This is a genomic window from Streptomyces sp. NPDC046821, from assembly GCF_040645335.1.
In the GTDB taxonomy this organism is placed as follows: Bacteria; Actinomycetota; Actinomycetes; order Streptomycetales; family Streptomycetaceae; genus Streptomyces.
Genome location: NZ_JBEYYB010000001.1, coordinates 158,808 through 180,805, shown reverse-complemented (window position 1 = coordinate 180,805; position 21,998 = coordinate 158,808). Strand labels below are relative to the sequence as shown.

Sequence of the window (21,998 nt, the reverse complement as noted above, 5' to 3'; positions counted from 1 at the left end):
AACGAGCAGAAGCCCCCTTTACGCAACCATCGCGAGATAGCTCGGAAACGTCGACGTCATACGTGGCTGCCTCTAGCGTCTGCATTCCTCGAACCGAGAGGCCACCGGGAATTCCCCCCGAGAGGGCCTCCGGCGTATTCCCGAGGAAATCCGAGAAGCGAAAGGAAGCGGCCCCACATGGCTTCGCGAAATGATGTCGCGACGAGCCCGGGCGCCGGTGCGGCGGACCATGCGGACGCGCGCATCGAGATCTCCGGACTCACCAAGCGATTCCTGACCCCTGCCGGAGAGGTGTTCACCGCGCTGCAAGGCGTGTCGTTCGCCGTGGAGCCGGGCCAGTTCTGCGCCGTGGTGGGTCCCACCGGCTGCGGCAAGTCGACCACGCTGGGCCTGGTGTCCGGTCTCGATCGGCCGAGCGAAGGCTCGGTCAAGGTCGGCGGCCGCGAGGTGGACGGCATCACCGACGGCGTCAGCTTCATGTTCCAGGCCGACGCACTCCTGCCGTGGAAGACCGTTCTCGGCAATGTGCTGATGGGCCCCGTCTTCCGTGGGGTGCCCAAGCAGCAGGCACAGGCTTCGGCGCGCGACTGGCTGCGCCGGGTCGGCCTCACCGGGTTCGAGGACCGTTACCCCCACCAGCTGTCAGGCGGTATGCGCAAGCGCGTGGCGATGGCTGCGGCCCTGATCAACGAACCCAAGATCCTGATCATGGACGAGCCGTTCGGCGCCCTCGACGTGCAGACCAAGGCGATCATGTCGACCGAGCTGCTGAGCCTGTGGGAGCAGATCCGCCCCTCCGTCATCTTCATCACCCACGACCTGGACGAGGCGGTGGCACTGGCCGACCGGGTGGTCGTGATGACCTCCAGCCCCGGCTCGGTCAAGGCGGTCTTCGACATCGACCTGCCCCGCCCCCGCGGCTCGGTCCAGGAGATCCGCTTCCAGCCCCGTTTCATCGAACTCCAGCACCAGATCTGGGACACGCTGCGCGAAGAGGTGGAGCGCGCCTACGCACTCACCGCAGGAGGCAAGGAATGAGTACGACGTCCACCGTTGCGGCGGTGCCCGTGTCCGACGGCGGCAAGGGTCCGGGCGTGAGTGACGCGCAGCGTGCCGCGCGGCGTCGTGTCGCCCGGGTGTGGGCGGGCCGTATCGGCCTCGCGGTCTTCGTGATCGGCGGCTGGCAGGCGTTCACCACCTGGGGCATCGTCGACCCGTTCTTCTTCGGGCAGCCGTCGGGCATCTGGCAACGGCTGATCGACCTCTTCCAGCACGGCACCCAGTTCGGCTCCTTCTACGCCAACATCTGGACCACCATCCAGGAGGCGCTCGTCGGCTTCGTCATCGGCTCCCTCACCGGGATCGTGTTCGGTGTCGCGCTCGGGCAGAGCCGCTACCTCTCCGACGTGCTCGGCCCGTACATCAAGATGGTCAACGCGATCCCGCGTATCGTCCTCGGCTCGATCTTCATCGTCGCCTTCGGTATCGGTGTCACCCCGAAGATCCTGCTGGCCGCCGTGCTGGTGTTCTTCATCGTCTTCTTCAACGCCTTCCAGGGCGTACGCGAGGTCGACCGCAACGTCCTCGCCAACGTCAAGGTGCTCGGCGCCTCGCGGATGCAGACCACCCGGCACGTCATCCTGCCCTCCGCACTGACGTGGATCATCGCCAGCCTGCACAGTGCCTTCGGCTTCGCCATCGTCGGCGCGCTCGTCGGCGAGGTCCTCGGTGCGCAGAGCGGGCTCGGCCTGGTGATCAAGACCGCGCAGAACAACTTCGACCCCAACGGCGTGTTCGCCACGATGCTCGTCATCGCGGTGATCGTGCTCGGCGCGGAGTGGCTGATCGGCAAGCTCGAACACCGGCTGCTGTCCTGGCGCCCGCCAGCCCCGTCCGAGGCGAACACCCTCTGACCCGGGCCCACTTCTCCCGAATTCCCCGCTCCAAGAATTCCCTCCCGCCCAGAATTCCGTCCTCGCATTCCCGAACGGGCACCAGCAATCCCGAACCGGCACCAGCAATCCCGAAAGGTGTAAGCCTCGCCATGCTCAAGCGAACCCTCACCGCAGCGGTCATCACCGCCCTCGCCCTCGGTACCGCCACCGCGTGTTCCAGCACCTCCGGGAAGTCCGGCGATTCCGGCAGAGCCGGCGGCTCCTCGTCCGGCTCCGGCGGCACCCCGACCGTCAAGCTCATGGTCGGCGGCATCGACAAGCAGATCTACCTGCCCTACCAACTCGCCGAGAGCCTCGGCTTCTACAAGAAGTACGGCGTCAAGGTCGAGCTGAGTACCGAGCAGAACGGCGGTGTCGGAGCCGAGGAGGCCATGGCCTCCGGCCAGGTGGACATGGCCGGTGCCTGGTACAACCACACGATCGAGTTCCAGGCGAAGGGCAAGGCCGTCGAGGACGTCGTCCAGCTGTCGGGTGCGCCCGGCGAGCGGGAGATGTGCACCAAGAAGAGTGGCGTCAAGTCGGCTGCCGACTTCAAGGGCAAGACGCTCGGCGTCACCGACCTGGGCTCGGGCACGGACACGCTCACCCAGTTCATGGCGGCGGCGAAGGGCGTCAAGACCAGCCAGTTCCACCGGCTCGCGGTCGGCGCGGGCTCCACGGCCGTCGCCGCGCTGCAGAACGGCAAGGCCGACTGCGTCATGACGACGCAGCCGACCGTCGCCGCGATCGAGAAGAAGGGGGTCGGCACCTCGGCCGTCGACCTGGCCACCACGGACGGCGCCAAGTCGGCGCTGGGAGGCGCGTTCCCGGGCGCGAGCGTGCTCGCACGCACCGACTGGGTGAACTCGCACAAGGAGTCGGTGCAGAGGGTCGTCGACGCGCTCGTGGCCACCATGCACTGGATCCACACGCACAGCGCGGCCCAGATCGCCGACAAGATGCCGGCGTCGTACGTGCAGAACCAGCTGGTCACGAAGGCGGACTACATCACGGCCCTGAACGAGGACAAGGGCCAGTTCCTGCCCGACGGAATCATGCCGGCGGGCGGCCCGAAGACCGCGCTGGCCACCGAGAAACTGGTCGGCACGGTGACCACACCGGTGGACTTCAGCAAGACGTTCACCAACGAGTTCGCCCTGAACGCCAACAAGAAGGAGGGCTTCACCCCCACCACGACCCCGGCCGGCGCCGACGGCTGACCTACCTGCCCACGCACCTTGCCGCCCGGCGAACGATGGCCGGGCGGCCATGCGGTCGGCCCTGACGGCATCGAGGAGACCTATCGCACGTACCGGCACTTGATGCCGGGCAGCATCACTAAGGCGGCACGCATCTTGGACGCAGGACTGTCGGCGGCCGCCTGATGTGATTGTTGGTCTTCGTCTGCCGACAGGTCGATCACCCGGACCGGAGCGACGACGCCTGCCGAAGAGGCTGGGGGCAGTTGGAGAGGGGGCACCGTCTGCCCTTCCGCTGATGAGCAGCGGGAGGGCGGCGACGCCATGAGGGCCGGTCCGGACGTCGGCGTGGCATTTCATGATGTTCTTCGCGACGTCAAGGGTGCGACGGGGTAACACTGCTGCATTACCAGCAATTCTACTGGTCGGGTGCAGCCTAAAGCGTGTTGCGGAAGGTTTTGATTCGGGCATTTCCCTTGTATGGGTGGGGTGTTGAGGGCTGAGCCGTTGTGGGTGGAGACGTTCACTGGGCTGCGGATGCGGCAGTTTGAGCGGTTGCTGAAGGTCGTGCGGGAGCGGGGCGGGAACGGGCCCGGTGGCGGCCGCCCGTGGTGCCTGCCGCTGGCGGACCGGGTGCTGCTGGTGGCGGTGTATTGCCGCACGAACCTCACCATGCGGCAGCTCGCGCCGCTGTTCGGCTGCTCGCCGGCAACCGTGTGCCGGGTCATTCAGCGGCTGCGACCGTTCCTGGCCATCGAGCCCGCCGCCCGTCCCGCGGACGCACTCGAGCGACTGCGGATCGTGGACGGCACCCTGATCCCGGTCCGCGACCGAAAGGTCGGCGCCTCCTCACGCAACTACCGGTTCTCGGCGAACGTGCAGGTCATCATCGACGCGGACACCAAACTCGTGGTCGCTGCGGCCCGGCCCGTTCTCGGGAACACCGCTGACGCGAGGGCATGGCGTAACTCCGGCCTGGCCCAGCACTGCGAAGGCATGACCGTGCTGGGTGACGGCGCCTACATCAATACCGGGCTCGTCGTCCCGCACCGCCAACGCCCGGGAAGAGCCCTGTTGCCCGGCGAGGAGGAAGACAACGCCGAGCATCGACGGGTGCGGGCCCGTGTTGAGCACGCCTTCGCCCGCATGAAGCACTACAAGATCCTCCGCGACTGCCGCCAGCGCGGCAACGGCCTTGACCACGCTGTCCAGGCCGTCGCCCACATGCACAACCTCGCCCTCGCGACGTGACCAGAGCACCCCCCAAGCGGCCCTGACCTGCCCGGACACGACCTTCTGCAACACGCTTTAGGGCCTGTTGCGAAAGTCCGTGCGGATGTGCACCTGTCCGCAGTGCTCGATCTCGACGACACGCGGCGCTCGGGTGTCGGAGGGCGTCCTGGCAGAGCCGGGCATCCTGGCGTTAGCCGGGCATATCGGCGTTGAGGGACGGGCATCGCGCCGTCAGTGCCGTCGAGTAGGTTCTCTCCGTTCGGCCCGACAGGCGGGCCGCTGAACTGGGAGGACTCGTCGCCGTGAGCATCCACATGCACATGCGCGCCGTCACGGAATCCGAGATCCGGGACGACCACACCTGGCTTGCAGCGTTCATGCGGGAGGCTTGGGAGAACCACCCCGACGAGTACGCAGCGGGCATCGCCGAGTCGATCGACAAGGTCTGGGGCTCCGTCAATGACCTGTATGCCGCTGCCAATGTCCTCGATGCGGATGCCGACGACTCTTGGGAGCTGCCGATTTACGGCGGGCGCCCCGTGGCACACAGCGCCGATGCCGACTCCTCCAACCCGCCCCTGGGGATTCTGGAGCCGCCTGGGGTGTCACAGGCCGCAGGCTTCCTCGCACGTGTCTCGTTCGACGAACTGTGGAACGTCGCCGGTGCCAAGCTCGTCTGGTCCGGCTGGGACGAAGCGCAGGTCAGGCAGGAGTTCCTCGACTATCACAGGGGCCTGCAAAGGTTCTACGGGCGGGCGGCTGCAGCAGGCCACACCGTGGTCAGAGCGGTGTGGGCTTGAGACGTGGTCGAATGCCGCTCACAGCCATTCGTTGATGGCGGCGACCAGCAATGTCGCTTCGTAGCGGACAGCGAGTTTGTCGTATCGCGTGGCGACGGCCCGGTGCCGCTTCAGCCGGTTGATGCCGGGCGGTTCCTTTTGTAGATCCCCCTTTTCCTTGTCCCAGCCGCGTGCTGGTGGGCCCGGACGATGGTGGAGTCGACGTCGAGGTCCCAGGTGATCAGGCCGTGGGCGTCGATACATCCCACAGGGCCACGTGCACATTCAGGTTGCTTCCTGCCGGTCATCCTCCATCGCGAAGTGGGGGTTCAGCGACTGGCCGTGGTGCCTGGTGGCAGGCGGAGGCCGGCCAGGTCCGGGGGGATGGGGCAGTCGGGGCGGAAGAAGGGGACCGTGTCGCCATCGGCGCCGGTGCCGGTGGCGGGTGCGTCGGTGAGGTGAAACCGGTCGCGTAGGCGGCCGTAGAAGTCGGTGGGATGGAGGCGGAGCAGCCGCACGCGTTGGGGGGCGCGGTAGACGCCGATCCAGTCGCCGGGGTCGAGTACTCCGCGGGGTTGGCCGTCGATGCTGACCGCGGCGCGGCCGGACTGCGGGAGGATGCGCAGCGCGACGGGTTCGTCGGGGGCGGCGACGACGGTTCGGTTGAACGTCATGTGGGGTGCGATCGGTGTGAAGACGACTGCGTCCGTGTGTGGCGAGAGCACGGGCCCGCCGGCGGCGAAGGAGTAGGCGGTGGAGCCGGTGGGTGTGGCGACGACGAGGGCGTCGGCCGAGTAGGCGGCCAGTAGCCGGCCGGAGATGTAGACGCCGGCGGAGACCTGACGGTCGCGGGCCAGTTTCTCCACGACGACGTCGTTGAGGGCGTTGACATCCAGGGCCAGGCCCCAGCCATCGCCCGCTGGGCTCTCCGGTCGTACGGGTGGTGGCGGGAGGGCAGGGCCGCGCCCGTAGCAGAGGAAGGTCTCCATTTCCGCAGGCAGTTCCGGTGGTCTGGAGGCGCGCATGGTCAGCGTCATGCGTTCCTCCACCAGGGCCTGCCCGGTATGGGCGGCGTCGAGTGCGGTGACGACGTCGCCGACGCGGACCTCGGTGAGGAAGCCGACCTTGCCGAGGTCGACGCCGAGCACACTCGCGCCGGTCTTGACGGCGATCCGGGCGCCGCGAAGGAAGGTCCCGTCGCCGCCCAGGGTGACGATCAGGTCGGGATCCCCGGCGGCGTGAGCCTCCTCCCGTCCGGTCCGGCGCCGGCTGTCGTCTGACCAGACGTCGATGTCCGTGGAAGGGATGCCGTGCCGCTCAGCCCAGGCCCTTACGGTGTGCGCCGCCCGTAGGGCCTCGGGACGTCCTTGGTGAACGACCAAACCAATGCGGTCTACGGGCATGAGGAAGTCCTTAACGCTTGCTGAGCCGACTGGCTTGCCATAAGAGGAACAAGCCTTGGGCTCATCGTGTCGTGTTAGCCGCGACGCCGTCTGCCGTGTTGAGCCGAGGAAGGGCGATCGAACGAAGGTGCGCAATTCTCTTCGCGCCCTGAAAAAGCCCGGAGTCCAAGCCGTTCGCCGTCGGGGCCAGACCCTTGTACTGAACCGGCGCGACCCGCGCTACAAGGCCCGCCAAGGTTGAGCGCAGGCCTTCGGTGAATTGGCCGTGGCACACTCTCGTTTGGAGGCTGTGCCACGCTGATTTTCGCTCCGGATTGCTGACCATAGTTGGCGCCTGTTGTCAGTGACCACCCGCACGACAGGTGGATGCCGTGAGCGGCGAAGAAAGCGTGGGAGCGGATGAGCAGTGCCACGGTGGTGCGCGAGCACATCGATTTCCACGGTCGCCCCCATCATCCGCTCCCGCCGGGACGGAGTCCTGCGGTCCCCTGCCCGAGCCCGGCAAGGCCGAGAAGTACGACGCCGTGTGCCAAGACGTTGTGGCCTTCGGTATGTCATTAAGGGCCTTGCTACCAAGAGGTCTTTCGCTGCCTTCGTGATCGTGGTCTCCTGACAGCGTTCAACCCGCCCCTGGAAGGGGAACGCCGTGGCGGAGATCGTGGGGACAGAACAGCACGACTGCCTGGAGACGTCAGGGGCCGAGCCGGAGCCCTCGTGCGTGACGCTGTACCAGCACGTTGTGGCGGCACCGGCCGCTCCGCTGCACGATGTCGCGGAGTTCCGCGGCCCCGAACGAGTCCTGACCCCGCTCCCGGACCCCGGAACGACAGAGCCGCGGGTGTACCTGAGCTACCCCGCTGAAGCGCCGGCGCCGATCGAGAACGCCAACTCGTCCGCCTTACGGGACGATGATGCAACAAGAGCGTGGCAGCGGCGTATGACACTGCTGGTGGGGGCTATGCAGGCGCCGGCCGACGACGACCAGGGCATCGCCGGGCTGTTCGAACGGGCAGGGCGGGCCATGCTCCGGGCGCTGACACCCGGCCCAGGGGCGGAGCCCCCTGACGACGCCCCCACTCCCGCCGCCGACGCGGAAGGTAACTCCTGCCCCGGTCGGCGCGCGGTCGCCCGCTGGCACCGGCACCCGAACACCGGCCGGCAGCGCCCCGCCCCCGCCCCCGACTGCGGCTGCACCGCTGACGAGCCCTGCCTGTCGGCATGGTGCGCCGCCCATCCGCCGTCCATCCAGCCAGGATTGACCTGGGACGAGCTGGAACGGTCGGCCACCCAGTCGGCTCTGATACGCGCGGCGCGGTCGAGGGGCATCGCAGCGCGCGCCCTGGACGCGACCAAGACCCGCCCACCGCAGCACGAAGGCGGACTGTGGGGACACGCCGTCGCAGTGTGGGACTTCCAGGGTCCGCTCGCTTCCCGCGTGCACGGGGTCCCGGTGGTGACCATGGCCCCGTGCTGGCGGCTGGTAGTGGACGGTGACCCTATTGGAGCAAGCCGCACTGCGATCTTCGCCTACCAAGAGGACGTGCACATCACCAAGGCGTCGCTGGCGGGCCCCGGTGGAGAACTTCATGCCGCGGCCGAGCGTCAGGAGATGCTGCGCTGGGCCGGGGATCCACGCCTGCGCGAATCCGCCGTCGCCCTCGCCCTGGAGGGCGTGTGGATGGCGTTCAGCGAAACGGCCCAGCAGCGGCCGGGCGGCCATCACGAGGTGCCACGCTACGACGTGATGAGCAACGCGGAACGACAGATGTTCCTCACCGTGGACAGCACCGTGCCCCATCTCGCCCTGCAGCACGACGCCGACGAGAAGTCCCTGGACGACACCGCGCTGGCCCAGGTCTTCAATGGGTACAGCGACCTGGGCAGCGACCTGCGCCACCGCGTGATCAGCAACGGCCTGCTGGTCGGCGCGGGACTCGAAGCGATCCCCGGCCGGCCCGGGGCACAGGCCGTATACCGGGCGATCTCCCGCTCCCTTCTGGCAGCTGCCAGAAGCAGGCCGAACACCCCGGCTGCCCAGGCAGCGGCGTGGACCTCGGTATGGCAGGCCGCGAACGGGCGTCACCGCATCCCGCAGCGGGCAGCCGGGTTGCCCCGCGACTGGGTCGCACGCCGCTGGCCGGCACTCCAGGCCAACCGGGACGACTGGGCTGCGGTGGAGCAGGAGCTCTGTGACCGGGCGTACGACCGGCTCGGGCGTGACGGGCTGCTGTCGACAGGCGACCACGACCGGTGCGACCGCTGCGGTCGGCTACCCTCCTGGGGCGCTGTAGTGCACGCTGCACTCCCGGCACCGGCGGGGGCGGCTTGCGCCATCACTCAGTACATCACCGGCGCCCGGGTCCACGACGACGACCCGGGCTGCCCGGGGGCGGACCGGACCCCGGCGAGCGAGTTCGCCGGAGCGATCGCCCTGCTCGTGCACAGATTCCTCCACAGCAGCACCCTGTACGACCTCGGCTGGCTCCTGGCAGGCGCCATCTGGTTCCACGAAGCTCTGCATTTGCGCGCCTGCATCGTGGACCTGGTCGGTGGAGAATCCAGCCACCTCTCACCGGACGACTGGTAGTGCCAGCGCGGCCACAGTCGTTTCATGAGTGGCCGCCTATTGCGCACCGTGCACCCGACCGCTCCGGCCCAGGCCGGCCACCCCGGTCACCACCCACAAGGCCAAAAGCCGGGAGCTGCGCTGCCCGCGCTACAAAGAAAGCCACAAGTTCCGGCCAGGATTCGACCTGTATGACGAGCGCGAGAAGCGCGGAGGCCGGACACCCCGAGCACTTCGGCGAGGAAGACCTGTACGCGGACGTCCGCGACTGCCTGCGAACCCTGCGCGCTGACGGCCTGTGGCTCGGAATTGCCGGAAACCAGACCGTACGCGCCGGGGAGGATCCTGCGTGAACTGTTCAGTAATGACGTCGAACTGATCGGCACCTCGGACGACTGGGGTGCCAGCAAGCCCGATATCAAGTTCTTCCATCGAGTCGCCGAGGTTGTCCCGTACGCACCAGAAGAGATCCTCTACGTCGGCGACCGTGTCGACAACGATCTCCGACCTGGCGCACAAGCGGGCATGCAGACCGCGCTCGTGCGCCGCGGGCCGTGGGCGTCGATCCAGTGGAACACCGACGAAGCCCACAAGCTCCCGACGTTCCGTGTGGAGAGCCTCCTCGAACTGTCCCCGAAGATTGCCGAGTTCAACGCGCAAGCGCACTGACCGTCGTCGACCACCCGTACAGCCGGTCGTCAAGGTCACGGACGCACGGCTCGTTCTGGTACGGAGCCAGCGCGCGCCGCACCTCGGTGACCCGGTCCATGCTGGTCGCGTACCAGGTGCGTTCCAACTGATCGAGGGCCTGGGCCGCGTACCGGCACGCGGCCTCCGGTTTGCCGGATGCTGCCTCGACCGAGGCCAAGTCGCCGAGGAGTACGGATCGTTGCTTCTCGGAGTCGTCGAGCTGGTCGAGGGCGGCAAGGAGGCTGGAACGCGCCTGCGGCAGGTGGCCGGCTACCAGCTGAGTGTGCGAGAGGGAGGCCCTCAGCGTCTGTGGTGGCAGCTCGAACGCATCCGCAAGCGCCTGAATCACGAGGGCCAACTACCCCTCCTCGGCGCCACGTTGAGAGTCACGGGTGACGGAGTTGTGCACCTTTCGCGCGGTGGCTGGCGAGGCGAACTCGGACGCGCCGCCAAAGCCGTGGCGTGAAGATGTGACGGCCCCCTGGAGACCCCCCGTACTCCAGGGGGCCTTCACTCACCTTGGCCCTGAAAGCAAAAGGGGCCACGCTTCCCGCCGTCCGCGCCCTACCTCGCTGGCGCACGCATGATCGAGGCCTCGCAGCTCGCATCGCCCCAAGTGCTCTTCTGCGACGCCGGTCCAGCAGCTCTCGCCTGCAGGTCTGCACTCAACTCTCGGAGCCGGGCGAGCGAACCAAGGGCTGCATCAGTCACCCACAGTCGTCTGCTGCCGCGGTCAAAGCTGCGGGCCCTCCGAGGTCTCCTGCCGAACCATTTCATTCTGCTGGTGAGGTGCCAGACGCGGTCGTCGGGGCGCCGGTTGGCGCGCCGCTCTGCCGCGGGGCGTCCCTGCTTCAACTCAGGGCGGCTTGTGACCGGTCGGTACACCGTCCCGCTAGCTCCTGGTATACCGAACCCTCGTCCGTGATTCATGGGCCGTTCCGCTGCGCTCCGTACGGTGAGCGGCGCGTCCCAGCCGCTGTTCGCGGTCCGGGGCTCTCTCCCCTCGACGAAGGATCAGTCATGATCTCCCGCCGTACTGTTCTCTCCACCTCTGCCGCCGGAGCCGCGGTCTGGGCAGCAGGCCCGGCCGCCGCAGTGACTGAAGGCCCGGACCTCGGTCCGTCTGCCGCCACCGACGGCTCGACCAACGTCTTCAACATCATCAGCGACATCCAGGGCGACCTCAACGATTTCGCCGCCGCGCTCAAGGACATCGCCGCGATCAACCCCCGCAGCACCGGTCTGGCCATCGCAGGAGACATCACCCCGCGCGGCTACGACTTTGAGTACGTCCAGGTCACCCGCACCTTCGCGGCCAATCCGCACGCCACTGAGACGGCCTGGGCGATTGGCAACCACGAGTTCTACGTACCGAAGTGGGCGGCCCCCGACAAGCTGGCGCAGTCGACCTGGCCGAACGGCGCCACCGAGGACTCGCTCTTCAGGAGCTTCTACAACTTCGCCGGGCGCAACAAGGTCTACAACGAGCAGTCGTTCGGCGGGATCCCGGTGCTGATGATCGGCACGGAGAAGTACATGCACTACCACGACGCGAAGTTGTGGGACGAGGTGTGGATGAGTGACGAGCAGTTCACGTGGTTGGAGGACCGCCTATGGTACTGGCGCCGCCGACAGCGCCCGGTCATGGTGATCAGCCACCACCCGCTGCCCGACACAGTCACCTCCACTCGCAACCGGCGCTTCATGAACGACTACCTTCAGGCCGACCGGCTGCTCCAGGTCCTGGGCCGGCACCCCGACGTGTTCTTCTTCACCGGCCACACCCACCGGCCGCTCGAAACAGGCGACTGGTATGTGCGTCGCGTCGTACCCGGAACCGCCAACCTCGACGGCTTCCACACCATCAACACCGGTGCGATCGAGACGGGTTGGCTCGACAACCCCGACGGCGTCGGGGAGGTCGTGACCGGCGGGTTCAACCAGGGCCTCCAGATCGAGGCCGGGCCGCGCTGGGTCACCGTCAAAGCACGCGACTTCATGCGCCGGGAATGGATCAAGCAGGTGCGCATCCCGCTGTCCGGCACCCGCTGAGGACGCTTGCTGCGCGGGGCGCCGGCTGCGAACGCATGGGGCGCAAGCAGCGGTTGAGGGCCGCACTCCGCGTCAGGAGTGCGGCCCTCAGCGCATGTGGTTACGAGGTCCAGCCGCCGTACGGCACGGTGATGAGTTCCATGGCGTGGCCCGCCGGGTCCATGAAGTACACGCCGCGGCCGCCGTCGTTGTGGTTGATTGCGCCGGGGTGCTTCCGGTGGGGGTCGGCGTAGTGCTCGATGCCGCGCTGCGTGATCTGCGCGTACGCCGCGTCGAACTCCTCCTCGGAGATCAAGAAGGCGTAGTGCTGGGGGGTGATGCTGTCCGCGGGGATGGTGGCGAAGTCCAGCGTGACGCCGTTGCTCAGCTCGACCGCGATGAACGGCCCCCACTCGGCGGTGATCTCGAGGCCCAGCAGGTTCGCGAAGAATTCTGCGGACTCCCGGTTGTCCCGGGCGTGGACGATCGTGTGGTTCAACTTGACTGACAAGGAATGCCTCCGAAGGCATGTCCTGACACCTCCATGCCTCACCCAGCCGGTGACCGACACGCGATGTCGCCGTAGATCATAGTCCTGTCTACGTAGTAAGTCGACGGTATTTGAAGGTAGTTGGTGAGGGCCGCGGCTATACCGACGAAGGCAAGGAAGTGCTCGGCACCCGGCCGGCCAGGACACTATCCTTTCGGTGACCCACCGATGGCGGCCCAGTCGGGTGGACGACTCGATGCCCTTGCGGGCGATGCGGTGGCGGATGCCCCCATCGCCGTGGCGAGCAACCAGAACGCGCTGCCGACGGCCGCGCCATAGGCAAGGTGTGCTCCGAGGTCCACGGCCACCACCTTGGCTCCGTACTCCCAGATCGGCTTGTAGAGACCGGCGATTGGCAGGAGAACGTAGTCGCCGGCGAACGCTGTGATGCCGAACGGCACCCCGTACGTGGGGCGGGGCACCGGCAGCGATCCGGCCACGATGCCGTACGCGGCGCCCAGCCCTGATCCGTAGCCCCAGTGCGCCACGGTGCTGACGAGCCAAGCCGTGCGGTCGGGGAGTTCACGTTGAGTGAACCCCTCGATCACCCGCTTGGCCACCTGCCCGGGGGCCGGTGCCTTCTCCCACCCCTCGACCGGCGCGAATTCCCACGCCACAGGGCTGTCCGTGCCGCCGCCACGGCGGTATTTCAGGTAGTGGACGGCGTCCAGGCACACGGTCCCTACGGCCCCTGCCAACAGGCCGGCCGCCACTGCCGCAAGCGGAGTCATCCGGGTCAACGGTGTACGCACGACGTCTTCCCCTGTCCTGTTTCACCAGCGACGTCATCGCAAGTCGAGTTGCTGATCACGGTCACACCGCAAGCCTGACCCCCCACGTGCGACCGCGAACTGGAGCACCCGTGCCCCGGTGCAGCACCCACGGCTCCCGCCGCCGACAGGCCAACTACACCGTTTTCAGCGGCTCCTTGAAGGATTTACGGAACACAGGCCCGGCGAAGGGGATGATCGGAGACAGCATCTTCGCCTTGAGCGAGCTGGGATGCCGCTCGAGCCGGACGTCGATGCGGGTGCCGCCGTCCGTGGGCGTCATCTGGAAGTTCCATCCGCCCGACCCGAACGGTACCGAGTCGTGCGTGGTGACGGTGACCCTGTTCTGTGACGGCGCCCATTCGTAGCGTGCGCGCTCCCACGACTTGTCGTTCCCCTCGGTGACCTCGGCCCACGTGTCGCCCCGTTCAAGGACCTGGAAATGCTCGGCGTCGATGGACGGCCACCGTTCGACCCGCGAGGGCCCGAAGTCGGTCAGAACCCCCATCACCTCGGAGGGACTCATCGAAGAGGTCAGATGAAAATGCAGGGATGGCATGACCTGCTCCTAGGTTCGAGAAGACAGAACCGTCAAGGCCTCCCTCCCAGCATGCGCCCCGCACCGCTCCAGCGCAGCGGCTTCCCCGCGACGGCGGCCTACGCGTTCGTGCGAGTTGCCCGTCTCCTCCACCGCGAGACACTGGCCAGGTACGCATTCGCGAGGAAAGCGTCACGGCCATGAGCACTGAACTCCTCGATCTGGCCATCGCCGCCGCCGGCGGTGAAGAACTCTGGGACACCGTTCGTGGCCTGAAGGCCGACGTATCCATCGGCGGCCCGGTGTGGGGCCTGAAGGGCTGGCCACCGGGCACGAGCTTCGACCAGGTCCTGACGGTCGACACGGCCAGAGAACACATAGTGTTCACCCCGTTCACCCGCCCCGAGTGGGAGATGGTCTTCGACGCCGCCACCGACAGCGTCACTGTGCGGACACTCGAAGGGGAACCGGTCGACACTCTCGCCCCCGCCCGAGCCTCCTTCAAAGGAATGCTGCGGAACACCGACTGGGACGCCCCACACCTCGGTTACTTCCTGGGCTACGCGTGCTGGAACTACTTCACCAGCCCGTTCCTCTTCACCTATCCAGGCGTGCGGACCCACGAGATCGAACCATGGCACGAGGCAGGACAGACCTGGCGGCGTCTGAAGGTACGCTTCCCGCCCGAGATCGCCACCCACAGCCCCAACGCGGTCTTCTACTACGACGCCTTCGGCATGCAACGCCGCATGGACTACGTCGCCGAGATCAACAACAGCTTCCTTGTCGGCCACTACACCGGCCACCACCAAAGTTTCGACGGGCTGGTCATGCCGACACGACGACGCATGTTCCGCCGCAACCCCGACGACAGCGTCAACCTCAACTTCCCCTCCATCACGGTCGACGTCCACGGCGTTGAGCTCATCCGCTCCGACGACGAACAGGTACGGCCATGACCACAGACAACGCCTCCACGGACCATGCGGTCCGGCGGCTCGTCGTGACGCTCCCGCGCCCCTACGACGCCGCGTGCGAGCACTTCGAGACTCTTGTCCCCAGGGCCGACCTCTCCCGCTTCTTCCAACTCGGCTCCTGGAACGCAACCCTCGAACTCGCCGAGATCAACGCCCCACACGGGTTCATGCACTACTACCGCAGCGACGTCTGCGCCCTCATGGCCGGCTCGAAGTCTCTCTGGAAGGCCACCCAGTACCTCATCGGCAACCACATCCTCGCCGAACACGCATTCCGCGAAGACGCATCGGCCGCGCTGCACGCACAACTGCCGGCCCTGATCTACGCCGATCCCGACGGTGACACCAAACTCGCCGTCGAGCAGCCCAGCCTGTTGTTCGACAGTTACGACAGCCCACAAATCGCCGAGACCGGCCGCGATTTCGACACGCGACTTGGCCACCTGATCACACTCCTCGGCGGCGACGTGCCTCCCCAATTGTGAGCGTCCAAGACCTCGGACCGTGCTGCGCTGACTCCCAGGCAGCAGGCCAAGCGTGTTCTTCGAGGTGCCACCCCGTCTCATGGGCTGAGTCGCACGAGCACGATCGCGCGCAGGTCCCAGTTGCTGAGCGGAGCGAAGGACATGATCCGGATCTGAATCTCTTCGTCGGGATGGGCCGGTAGGCGTAGGCGTCGGACGTCGCCGTCGGAATGAACGCGTGCCTCGTTCATCGCCCATAGCTGCCGGGCCTCCTCGCTGCCCTGCAAGATCTCGTCGATCAGCTGGATCAGACCCTGCGGGTCGCAGTGCGTGGCGAGGGCGAAACGTAACTGGGCGAGGGAGGGCGCTGCCCAGTCGGTGTGCCAGTTGACGAGATACTCGCGTGCTTCCGGGGGGAGGAAGACGAAGCGCATCAGGTTGCGTTCGTCCGGAAGCCAGGGGAACCAGTTCTCCAGGGGGTGGTTGTGCGCCAGGATGTCCCACCAGAGGTTGGACAGGAAAGCCGGGTTCGGCAGAAGTGAGTCCAGGAAGGGTTGAAATTTCCCGCCCGTGTCGAGATCGCCGTGTGGCATCTCGGGCAGTGGCATCTGTCCGAGAGTGAGGCGCTAGAGGATCACCCGCTCGGCTTCGTCGAGGCGCAGGACCTGGGCCAGACGCTTGACGAATTGTTCGGACACGGGACGAGGGCGCGGGCTTTCGAGCTGGCGGTACCAGGATCCGGCAACGCCGGTCAGGGAGGCGACCTCGTCCTGGGTGAGGCCGGGTGCTTCACGGGCTGAAGACTGGAGCCATCCAGAAGGTGCTGCAGCGGTGCACGTACGGCACGGACGAAGAAGACGAAGCAGAGCTGGTGGCCACGATCATCGGTGAATGGGCCTCCGTCCTGGACCACGTCACCCCGACGCTGGACGAGGACGAGGACGAGGACGAGGACGAGGACGAGGACGACGCCGCGACGCAAAGAGTGGTGTCCGCCCTGGGCGACCACAGGGGCTGGCTCTGATGACCGAGTTCTACCTGGCCGGACTGACCGCCGCAGTCGTGTGGAAGCTGTGTCAACTGGCAAGGTCTCCGCACAACAAACCCCTGAGATCGGTCACCCTCTGCCTCACCTGTGCCGCGCTGTCCTACCCGCTGGCCATGCCCGGGGGTAGCTCGGGACTCGGCGCCGTGGCCGGCCACGGCGCGGCGAAGCTGATGCAGAACCTGCTGCTCCTCGCCGCCGTGTACTTCCTCATGTGTTTCTACTTGTACTCGGTTGCCGACGGGCAGGAAGGACGCCGTCGGGCCCGGCGCGAGGGCATCCTCGTCGTGCTCGTCGCCGCGACCATCACGGTTGCCGCGACGACCGTGCCCCATCAGGTCCTCGCCGGGAGCTTCGCCACTACTGACATGACCGTTCCGCAGGCCGCAGTGTTCTACCTCGTGGCCGGCACGTACCTGATGTACGCGCTGACCTCGGCAGCGATATGGACTCGCCGCTTTGCCCGTACCTCACTCAAACCACATTCCACGGGGCTCTGGATCGCGGCCACGGGCATGTTCGCGATGGCGCTCGCCTTCGCCGTTCGCGCCGTGATGGTGGCCGCCCGAGTCCAAAGCCATGAGGTGCCCAAGGCTCTTGTGTCAGCGATGGCGCTGCTCCTGGCCGTGGCCACCGCGCTGTTCGTCTTCGGCATCACCTACCCGGCCGCCCGCGCACGAGCCGCCGGCACTCGCCTCTGGTCCCAGCACCGGCGCGCACACCGCCGCCTGGAACCCCTGTGGGTGATCATGGCTGAGGCTTTCCCTCACTCCGTACTGCCCACTGCCTCCCTTTCTCGCCGCGCCCGGTGGCGGGCCCGCGGCGTGCACCGCCGTTACCACCGGCGCGTCGTCGAGTGCAGAGACGGACTCGTCCAGATCAGCGCCCACCTCGACCACCAACCGAGCGATACGCCCGAACTCCTGGCGAGCCGACTGCGCGCCGCAGTTCAGGCCAGGCGGACAGCTGCCGCCAAGCCCTTGCCTGCGCGGCCCGTCGGTATCCCGCGACAGCATGGCCGTGAGGCCGACGTACAGGAACTGCTCACGCTTGCAGATGCGCTCCGCGTCAGCAGGTAGTCCAACCCGCCTTGAAAGAAAGAGAGTTGAACATGCTGATCACCGCGGACCGAGTCCTGGCGGGGCCTGAGGCCCACACGATCCACGATGGCGCCGTCCTGGTCAGGGAGGGCCTCATCGCCTGCGTCGGCCCACGAGAAGAAGTGCAGCGGCACGCCGCGCCGGACGAGACACGTCTGATCTTCCACGGAGCGACGGTGCTCCCGGGCCTGATCGACGCCCATGTCCACCTGTGTTTCGACGGCGGAGTGGATCCCGTCGCCACCCTCCAGGACCAGGACGACGACGCTCTGTTCGCCGACATGAAGGCGCACGCCGAACAACTCCTCAACGCTGGCGTCACCACGGCCCGCGATCTCGGAGACCGGAACGGCCTTGCCCTGCGGCTCGCCGAGCAGATCGTCGCTGGGGCGGCTGTCGGCCCGCGGATCGTCTCCGCGGCCACCCCGGTCACCCCGCCCGGCGGACACTGCTGGTTCTTGGGCGGAGAAGTGTCCGGTGCAGAGGAGATCCGGAGTCTGGTGCGGCGCAACATCGAGGCAGGCGCCAAGGTCATCAAGGTCATGGAGACCGGTGGCGGCCTGACCAAGGGCGGAGCCAAGAGTTGGGAGTCGCAGTTCACTCCGGAGGAACTGGCTGCCCTCGTCGACGAGGCACACCAGGCCGGCCTCCCGGTCGCAGCACACGCCCACGGCGTCGACGGCATCGCCGCCGCCGTCGAGGCGGGTGTGGACTCCCTTGAGCACTGCACCTGGATGACGCCCACCGGATTCGAGGTACGGGAGGACGTGCTGGCGCAGATCATCGAGAAGGGCATCTACATCTGCCCGACAGTGAGCCCGAATTGGCCGATGCTGCCCCAGGTCTTCGGAGCCGACCGGGCGGAGGCCATGTTCGGCGCGGTGCGGCGCATGGCTGAGTCGGGTGCCCGCCTGATCGCCGGCACAGACGCCGGGGTCCAGCGAGCCGGCTTTGAAGGCCTTGCGGCCAGTCTGTCCTTCTACGAGTACATCGGCTTGTCTCGGCATCTGATCCTGACCATGGCCACCTCGAAGGCGGCAGCGGCGCTCGGCCTCGGAGATTTGACGGGGCAGATCAGCAGCGGTTACAGCGCGGACCTGCTTGTCGTAGAGGGAGATCCGCTGTCGGATTTGGAGGCGCTGAAGAAGGTCACGGCCGTGATCGCGGCAGGGAAGCGTTACGAGTCATCGTCGTAACTGGTGCGGCTGGACCATGACGCGGTAAGAGTCCTGATGGGCCCGTCACCGTAACGGTGACGGGCTTTCTTCAGCCGTTCCGTTCTGCCATGCAGCGCCCCGTCGTTACTTGAGGATCTCCAGCAGGCGATCCGCGACCGTGGCTGCCGACTGGGGGTTCTGTCCGGTGATGAGGTTGCGGTCCTCGACCCGGTACGGCTCCCACATCGGACCTCGGCTGAACTTGACGCCGATCTTGTCCTTCAGCTCCGTCTCCAACAGCCACGTTGCTTTGGGGGCCAGTCCGACGGCTTCCTCCTCCTCGTCCGTGAAGGCCGTGACCTCGTATCCCTGGAAGGGCGAGACGCCGTGGATCCGGGTGGAGAGCAGTGCGGCCGGGGCGTGGCAGACGATCGCGAGCGGCTTGCCCGAGAGGAGTTGCGCTGTCAGCAACCGACCGCAGTCCGCGTCGAACGCCAGGTCTGCCATGGGGCCGTGGCCGCCGGGCATGTAGACCGCGTCGTAGTCCTCGAGCCTGACGTTGGCCAGTTGGAGCGGGCGCCGCATCGCCTCGGCTGAGCGGATGATCCGCTCCAGTTCGAGGGCCCCGTTCTCACCGCCCGCCATCGAGGGCCGCAGGCTCATCATGTCGACGGTCGGCGTCACACCCCCGGGTGTGGCGACGACCACCTCATGTCCGGCGTCCGTGAGCTTCTTGTACGGCACCGCGAACTCTTCGGCCCAGTAGCCCGTCGCGTACCTCGTACCGTCCTTGAGCACCCAGTACGTGGCTCCGCTCACGATGAAAAGCACCTTGGCCATGTCCGTCTTCCTCCTCATTCCGGTTCTACGTTTTCGAGTAGGTACCCGCGTTCTACTGATGCGGGACTGTGCGTCACCTGCATGGGTGGCCGGCCCCAGGCACGGCGTTCTCGGCCGCGCGGTGGCCGGGTATGTCACACCTGCGAGGCCAACCGTTGCAGGATCCGTTCGGCGGGCTCCGCGGCCGCGTGGCGGTAGCCCGTTCCGGCCCACAGGTTGATCCGTTCGGGGTCGTTCGCCGCCGCTGCGGCCTGGCGCATCGGGCTTGTCAGGTGGTGCAGAGCCGGGTAGCCATATGGTGCGAGGCCGCTGTACCGGTCGGTGAAGTCGTTGGTCAGTGCTCGTGCGGGGCGGCCGGTGAACGCCCGCGTGATCGTGGTCCGACGGGGTGCCGGGTCGGCAAGCGCGGCCCTGTACGGGGCGGAGGTGCCCGCCTCGTCGGCGCGCAGCAGGACCGTACCCACCATGGCTGCCGCTGCCCCAGCCGCAAGTGCCTCGGTCACGGCGACCGGTGTGGCGATGCCACCTGCGGCGATGAGCGGCAGAGACACCTCGTTCCGGATGGCCGTCAGCAACTCAGGTAGGGGAGTGGCGGTGGGTGTGTGCTGCGGGGTCCAGGTTCCTGAGTGGCCGCCCGCAGCTGAACTCTGGACGGCGAGTACGTCCACGCCCGCCTCTGCGGCGGCGCGGGCTTCCGCCGGTGCGGTGACCGTCTGGACCACCAGTGTTCCCGCCTTGCGCAAGGCCGCGACGACGGCCTCGTCCGGGAGGCCGAAGGTGAAGCTGACGACGGGGACGGGGGAGGAGAGAAGAAGGTCGATCTTGTCCGCCCAGTGGTCGTCGTCCTCGACGATCCGGTTCTCCGGTCCACCGGCACCGGTTGAGGAGCGAACAGGTTGACCCCGAATCCGACGCCCGCCACGCGAGCGCGGACGACATGCTCGCCCAGGGCCTCTGCAGTCTTGTAGCCACCGGCGAGGAAACCGAGGCTGCCGGCGCGAGCAGCCGCGATGACCAGTTCCGGCGTGGTCGGGCTGCCCGCCATCGGTGCCGCCAGCACCGGCATCTCGGCACCGAGGTCAGTGAATTGACGGCTCATCAGAAGTCCCTCTCGGAAGCGTCGAACTGCCGGGCGTACGAGGTAGGGCCTCGCCCGCCCGTCGGGCGAGCGGTCCATCCGTGCTCACGCAGGCGTACCCGGGTCATTCGGGTGCGGCTCCAGCGGGGTCACCACGGCGGTCATCCAGGGCCACAGCGGCAGGGTGCCGAGTACATCGGTGCGCAGCCGCTCCTCGTCCTCGGCCCGCCAGATGCCGATGCTGCGTTTCTCGCCGACGGGCCGCCACAGCCTGAACAGCCTTCCAGCGGTGGCCAGTTCACGGGCGCGGACACTCTCGGTGGCGCGCCTGCGCTCCACCTCTTCGGCGGACACGTCCTGCGGTACGTCGGTGGTGATCTCGACCAGGAAGTCCTTCATGGTCCGGCTCCGTCTCTGCGTCTCGTGGGGTGTGAAGGGTCTCGGTGACTCATGACGCGCTGTGTTTCCATCGTCGGTCCGCCGCCCGTCCGGTGCCACGACCGGCATCCTCCGTTCTGATAGGCGCAGCCTCTTACTGGCCGTAATATGCGGATCATGGAGCTGCGCCAACTGCGGTACTTCGTCGCGGTCGCCGAGGAGCTGAATTTCAGCCGGGCCGCCGCCCGCCTGCTGATCGCGGGGCCGTCGTTGTCCCAGCAGATCAAGGCGTTGGAGCGCGACCTCGGGGTTGTGCTGTTCGACCGGGACCGCCGCTCGGTGGCCCTGACCTCGGCCGGTACCGCCCTGCTGCCGCACGTGCGCGCGCTGCTGGAGCGGGCGGACGACCTGCGGCACCGGGCGGGGCGCCTGTCGTCCGCGCATCCGGTCCGGGTGGGGTACGTCAACTGGCTGCCACGGGACTTCTCCGCCCGGACGTCGGCGGTGGCCACCATGCACGTAGATGCATGGGTGGCGCCCTCGCACACGCAGGCCGCCCGGGTGGCCGACGGCAGCCTGGACCTCGCGGTGTGCTGGGTACCGGACGCGGACCTGGAGCAGCTCGGCCTGAAGACCCAGCTGCTCGGCTCGGACCGCCTGTACGCCGTCTCCACCGGGACCGCCACAGGGCCGGTACGCGCCGACGACACGGTGGTGCTGCTGGATGACGACGTCATCTCGTGGGCGTCGTGGAACGTGTACGCGCAGGAGCTGATCAGCGCCACGGGCGCGCCGGTGGAACGGATCTCCGACAACGGGATCACCGGCCCGGCGTTCTTCGACCACGTCCGCCGGCTCGGGCGGCCGGTCCTCAACTGCCCCAAGGGCCAGACCGCCACGCTGCCGGCCGATCTGGTGCGCCGCCCCGTGGTCTCACCAGAGGTGCACTGGCCGTGGTTCCTGGTCCGGCGCGCCGATGAGCAGCGGGCCTCCGTGCTGGCGGTCGTCGACGCGCTCGCCGAGGTAGGCGACGCGGGTGACTGGCATGGGCTGCCGGATTCCGACGCGTGGCTGCCCGGCGGAAGACCGCGATCCGCCTAGCGTCGAGGCGCTGACCTGGGCTGGGAGGCTGCGGCTACCAAGAGGGAGAGAGCCGGTCCCGGCGAGGGGGCGTTTCGGCGTTGCCCGCGCCGTGGCGTGCGGCCTACCTTCGAGGAGTCGCCGGAACAGGACGCCGAAGCCCCGGATCAGGGCCTGGTCCATGGC

General features: G+C 67.5%; 23 protein-coding genes and 6 pseudogenes. 15 read left to right on the top strand and 14 right to left on the bottom strand.

All coding sequences use genetic code 11. The features are described 5' to 3' along the window. Positions 1-177: 177 nt before the first annotated feature. The 5 genes from ABZ893_RS00935 (at position 178) to ABZ893_RS00915 (ending at position 5,166) form a co-directional block, all read left to right on the top strand. A complete protein-coding gene (locus ABZ893_RS00935; protein WP_361394660.1) occupies positions 178-1,038 on the top strand; it encodes an ABC transporter ATP-binding protein in 861 nt (286 codons plus the stop codon). Beyond that, positions 1,035-1,913 (top strand): ABC transporter permease, encoded by an 879-nt coding sequence (locus ABZ893_RS00930; protein WP_361394656.1) that lies wholly within the window; start codon positions 1,035-1,037, stop codon positions 1,911-1,913. Before ABZ893_RS00935 ends, ABZ893_RS00930 begins: the two co-directional genes overlap by 4 nt. A gap of 131 nt (positions 1,914-2,044) precedes the next feature. After that, positions 2,045-3,154, top strand: coding sequence for an ABC transporter substrate-binding protein (locus tag ABZ893_RS00925; RefSeq protein ID WP_361394653.1), 1,110 nt, complete (start codon positions 2,045-2,047; stop codon positions 3,152-3,154). Between the two features lie 459 nt (positions 3,155-3,613). Next, positions 3,614-4,384 carry a transposase family protein gene (locus tag ABZ893_RS00920; RefSeq protein ID WP_361394650.1) on the top strand — a complete coding sequence of 257 codons (771 nt, stop codon included), beginning with the start codon at positions 3,614-3,616 and terminating at the stop codon, positions 4,382-4,384. Between the two features lie 284 nt (positions 4,385-4,668). Beyond that, positions 4,669-5,166 carry a DUF1877 family protein gene (locus ABZ893_RS00915; protein WP_361394646.1) on the top strand — a complete coding sequence of 166 codons (498 nt, stop codon included), beginning with the start codon at positions 4,669-4,671 and terminating at the stop codon, positions 5,164-5,166. A gap of 18 nt (positions 5,167-5,184) precedes the next feature. Here the strand turns inward: ABZ893_RS00915 and ABZ893_RS00910 are convergent. The 3 genes and pseudogenes from ABZ893_RS00910 to ABZ893_RS00900 all read right to left on the bottom strand — a co-directional run. Next, a pseudogene (locus ABZ893_RS00910) lies at positions 5,185-5,289 on the bottom strand (IS5/IS1182 family transposase); the annotation flags it as partial. 23 nt (positions 5,290-5,312) lie between these two features. Continuing rightward, positions 5,313-5,402: pseudogene (locus ABZ893_RS00905) on the bottom strand (IS5/IS1182 family transposase); the annotation flags it as partial. A 72-nt stretch (positions 5,403-5,474) separates the two neighbouring features. Then, positions 5,475-6,548: an NAD(+)/NADH kinase gene (locus ABZ893_RS00900; RefSeq protein WP_361394644.1), complete on the bottom strand. Its 1,074-nt coding sequence runs from the start codon at positions 6,546-6,548 to the stop codon at positions 5,475-5,477. A 127-nt stretch (positions 6,549-6,675) separates the two neighbouring features. Here ABZ893_RS00900 and ABZ893_RS00895 point away from each other — a divergent pair, with 127 nt between their 5' ends. The 3 genes and pseudogenes from ABZ893_RS00895 to ABZ893_RS00885 form a co-directional block, all read left to right on the top strand. Next, positions 6,676-6,789, top strand: a complete 114-nt coding sequence (locus tag ABZ893_RS00895) for a ribosomal protein bL36 (RefSeq protein WP_361394641.1) — start codon at positions 6,676-6,678, stop codon at positions 6,787-6,789. A gap of 405 nt (positions 6,790-7,194) precedes the next feature. Next, entirely contained in the window at positions 7,195-9,135 is a 1,941-nt protein-coding gene (locus ABZ893_RS00890; RefSeq protein ID WP_361394638.1) for a hypothetical protein, read from the top strand. A gap of 145 nt (positions 9,136-9,280) precedes the next feature. Next, positions 9,281-9,783 (top strand): annotated as a pseudogene (locus tag ABZ893_RS00885) (HAD family hydrolase); the annotation flags it as partial. Here ABZ893_RS00885 and ABZ893_RS00880 read toward each other — a convergent pair. Continuing rightward, positions 9,764-10,090: pseudogene (locus tag ABZ893_RS00880) on the bottom strand (transcriptional regulator); the annotation flags it as partial. The pseudogenes ABZ893_RS00885 and ABZ893_RS00880 sit on opposite strands and share 20 nt — an antisense overlap. A 734-nt stretch (positions 10,091-10,824) precedes the next feature. Here ABZ893_RS00880 and ABZ893_RS00875 point away from each other — a divergent pair. Then, a complete protein-coding gene (locus tag ABZ893_RS00875) occupies positions 10,825-11,856 on the top strand; it encodes a DUF4073 domain-containing protein (RefSeq protein ID WP_361394635.1) in 1,032 nt (343 codons plus the stop codon). Positions 11,857-11,956: 100 nt separating this feature from the next. Here the strand turns inward: ABZ893_RS00875 and ABZ893_RS00870 are convergent, their stop codons facing one another. From ABZ893_RS00870 to ABZ893_RS00855, 4 genes and pseudogenes are all read right to left on the bottom strand, one after another. Next, positions 11,957-12,346, bottom strand: a complete 390-nt coding sequence (locus ABZ893_RS00870; protein WP_361394632.1) for a VOC family protein — start codon at positions 12,344-12,346, stop codon at positions 11,957-11,959. A 38-nt stretch (positions 12,347-12,384) separates the two neighbouring features. Then, positions 12,385-12,613, bottom strand: a pseudogene (locus ABZ893_RS00865) (hypothetical protein); the annotation flags it as partial. Beyond that, positions 12,532-13,116, bottom strand: coding sequence for a hypothetical protein (locus tag ABZ893_RS00860; RefSeq protein WP_361396145.1), 585 nt, complete (start codon positions 13,114-13,116; stop codon positions 12,532-12,534). The gene ABZ893_RS00860 and the pseudogene ABZ893_RS00865, both read right to left, overlap by 82 nt. 175 nt (positions 13,117-13,291) lie before the next feature. Beyond that, on the bottom strand, positions 13,292-13,714 hold the full coding sequence (locus ABZ893_RS00855; RefSeq protein ID WP_361394629.1) for a hypothetical protein: 423 nt from the start codon (positions 13,712-13,714) through the stop codon (positions 13,292-13,294). Positions 13,715-13,893: 179 nt separating this feature from the next. Between ABZ893_RS00855 and ABZ893_RS00850 the strand changes: the two genes are divergently transcribed. Then, positions 13,894-14,652 (top strand): hypothetical protein, encoded by a 759-nt coding sequence (locus ABZ893_RS00850; protein ID WP_361394627.1) that lies wholly within the window; start codon positions 13,894-13,896, stop codon positions 14,650-14,652. Further along, positions 14,649-15,155: a hypothetical protein gene (locus tag ABZ893_RS00845; RefSeq protein WP_361394624.1), complete on the top strand. Its 507-nt coding sequence runs from the start codon at positions 14,649-14,651 to the stop codon at positions 15,153-15,155. The genes ABZ893_RS00850 and ABZ893_RS00845 overlap by 4 nt, the downstream gene beginning before the upstream one ends. A 77-nt stretch (positions 15,156-15,232) precedes the next feature. Here the strand turns inward: ABZ893_RS00845 and ABZ893_RS00840 are convergent, their stop codons facing one another. Together ABZ893_RS00840 and ABZ893_RS00835 are read right to left on the bottom strand one after the other, a co-directional pair. Then, complete coding sequence (locus tag ABZ893_RS00840; RefSeq protein ID WP_361394621.1) at positions 15,233-15,742, bottom strand: hypothetical protein; 510 nt, start codon at positions 15,740-15,742, stop codon at positions 15,233-15,235. A gap of 18 nt (positions 15,743-15,760) precedes the next feature. Continuing rightward, positions 15,761-15,889 carry a helix-turn-helix transcriptional regulator gene (locus ABZ893_RS00835; protein ID WP_361396026.1) on the bottom strand — a complete coding sequence of 43 codons (129 nt, stop codon included), beginning with the start codon at positions 15,887-15,889 and terminating at the stop codon, positions 15,761-15,763. A gap of 29 nt (positions 15,890-15,918) precedes the next feature. Between ABZ893_RS00835 and ABZ893_RS00830 the strand changes: the two genes are divergently transcribed. From ABZ893_RS00830 to ABZ893_RS00820, 3 genes are read left to right on the top strand one after another with little or no spacing between them, the layout of a single operon-like run. Further along, positions 15,919-16,158, top strand: coding sequence for a hypothetical protein (locus ABZ893_RS00830; protein WP_361394618.1), 240 nt, complete (start codon positions 15,919-15,921; stop codon positions 16,156-16,158). After that, complete coding sequence (locus ABZ893_RS00825; RefSeq protein ID WP_361394615.1) at positions 16,158-17,258, top strand: MAB_1171c family putative transporter; 1,101 nt, start codon at positions 16,158-16,160, stop codon at positions 17,256-17,258. The genes ABZ893_RS00830 and ABZ893_RS00825 overlap by 1 nt, the downstream gene beginning before the upstream one ends. Positions 17,259-17,290: 32 nt before the next feature. Next, positions 17,291-18,475: an amidohydrolase family protein gene (locus ABZ893_RS00820; RefSeq protein WP_361394612.1), complete on the top strand. Its 1,185-nt coding sequence runs from the start codon at positions 17,291-17,293 to the stop codon at positions 18,473-18,475. Positions 18,476-18,580: 105 nt separating this feature from the next. On the opposite strand, the gene ABZ893_RS00815 is transcribed toward ABZ893_RS00820, so the two are convergent. The 4 genes and pseudogenes from ABZ893_RS00815 to ABZ893_RS00800 form a co-directional block, all read right to left on the bottom strand. Further along, entirely contained in the window at positions 18,581-19,276 is a 696-nt protein-coding gene (locus ABZ893_RS00815) for a type 1 glutamine amidotransferase domain-containing protein (protein WP_361394609.1), read from the bottom strand. Positions 19,277-19,410: 134 nt separating this feature from the next. Beyond that, entirely contained in the window at positions 19,411-20,097 is a 687-nt protein-coding gene (locus tag ABZ893_RS00810) for a nitronate monooxygenase (RefSeq protein WP_361396023.1), read from the bottom strand. Between the two features lie 98 nt (positions 20,098-20,195). Further along, positions 20,196-20,321 (bottom strand): annotated as a pseudogene (locus ABZ893_RS00805) (nitronate monooxygenase); the annotation flags it as partial. A gap of 138 nt (positions 20,322-20,459) precedes the next feature. Then, on the bottom strand, positions 20,460-20,753 hold the full coding sequence (locus tag ABZ893_RS00800; protein ID WP_361394606.1) for a muconolactone Delta-isomerase family protein: 294 nt from the start codon (positions 20,751-20,753) through the stop codon (positions 20,460-20,462). Between the two features lie 147 nt (positions 20,754-20,900). Between ABZ893_RS00800 and ABZ893_RS00795 the strand changes: the two genes are divergently transcribed. Next, a complete protein-coding gene (locus ABZ893_RS00795; protein ID WP_361394603.1) occupies positions 20,901-21,833 on the top strand; it encodes a LysR family transcriptional regulator in 933 nt (310 codons plus the stop codon). The last annotated feature ends 165 nt before the right edge of the window (positions 21,834-21,998 follow it).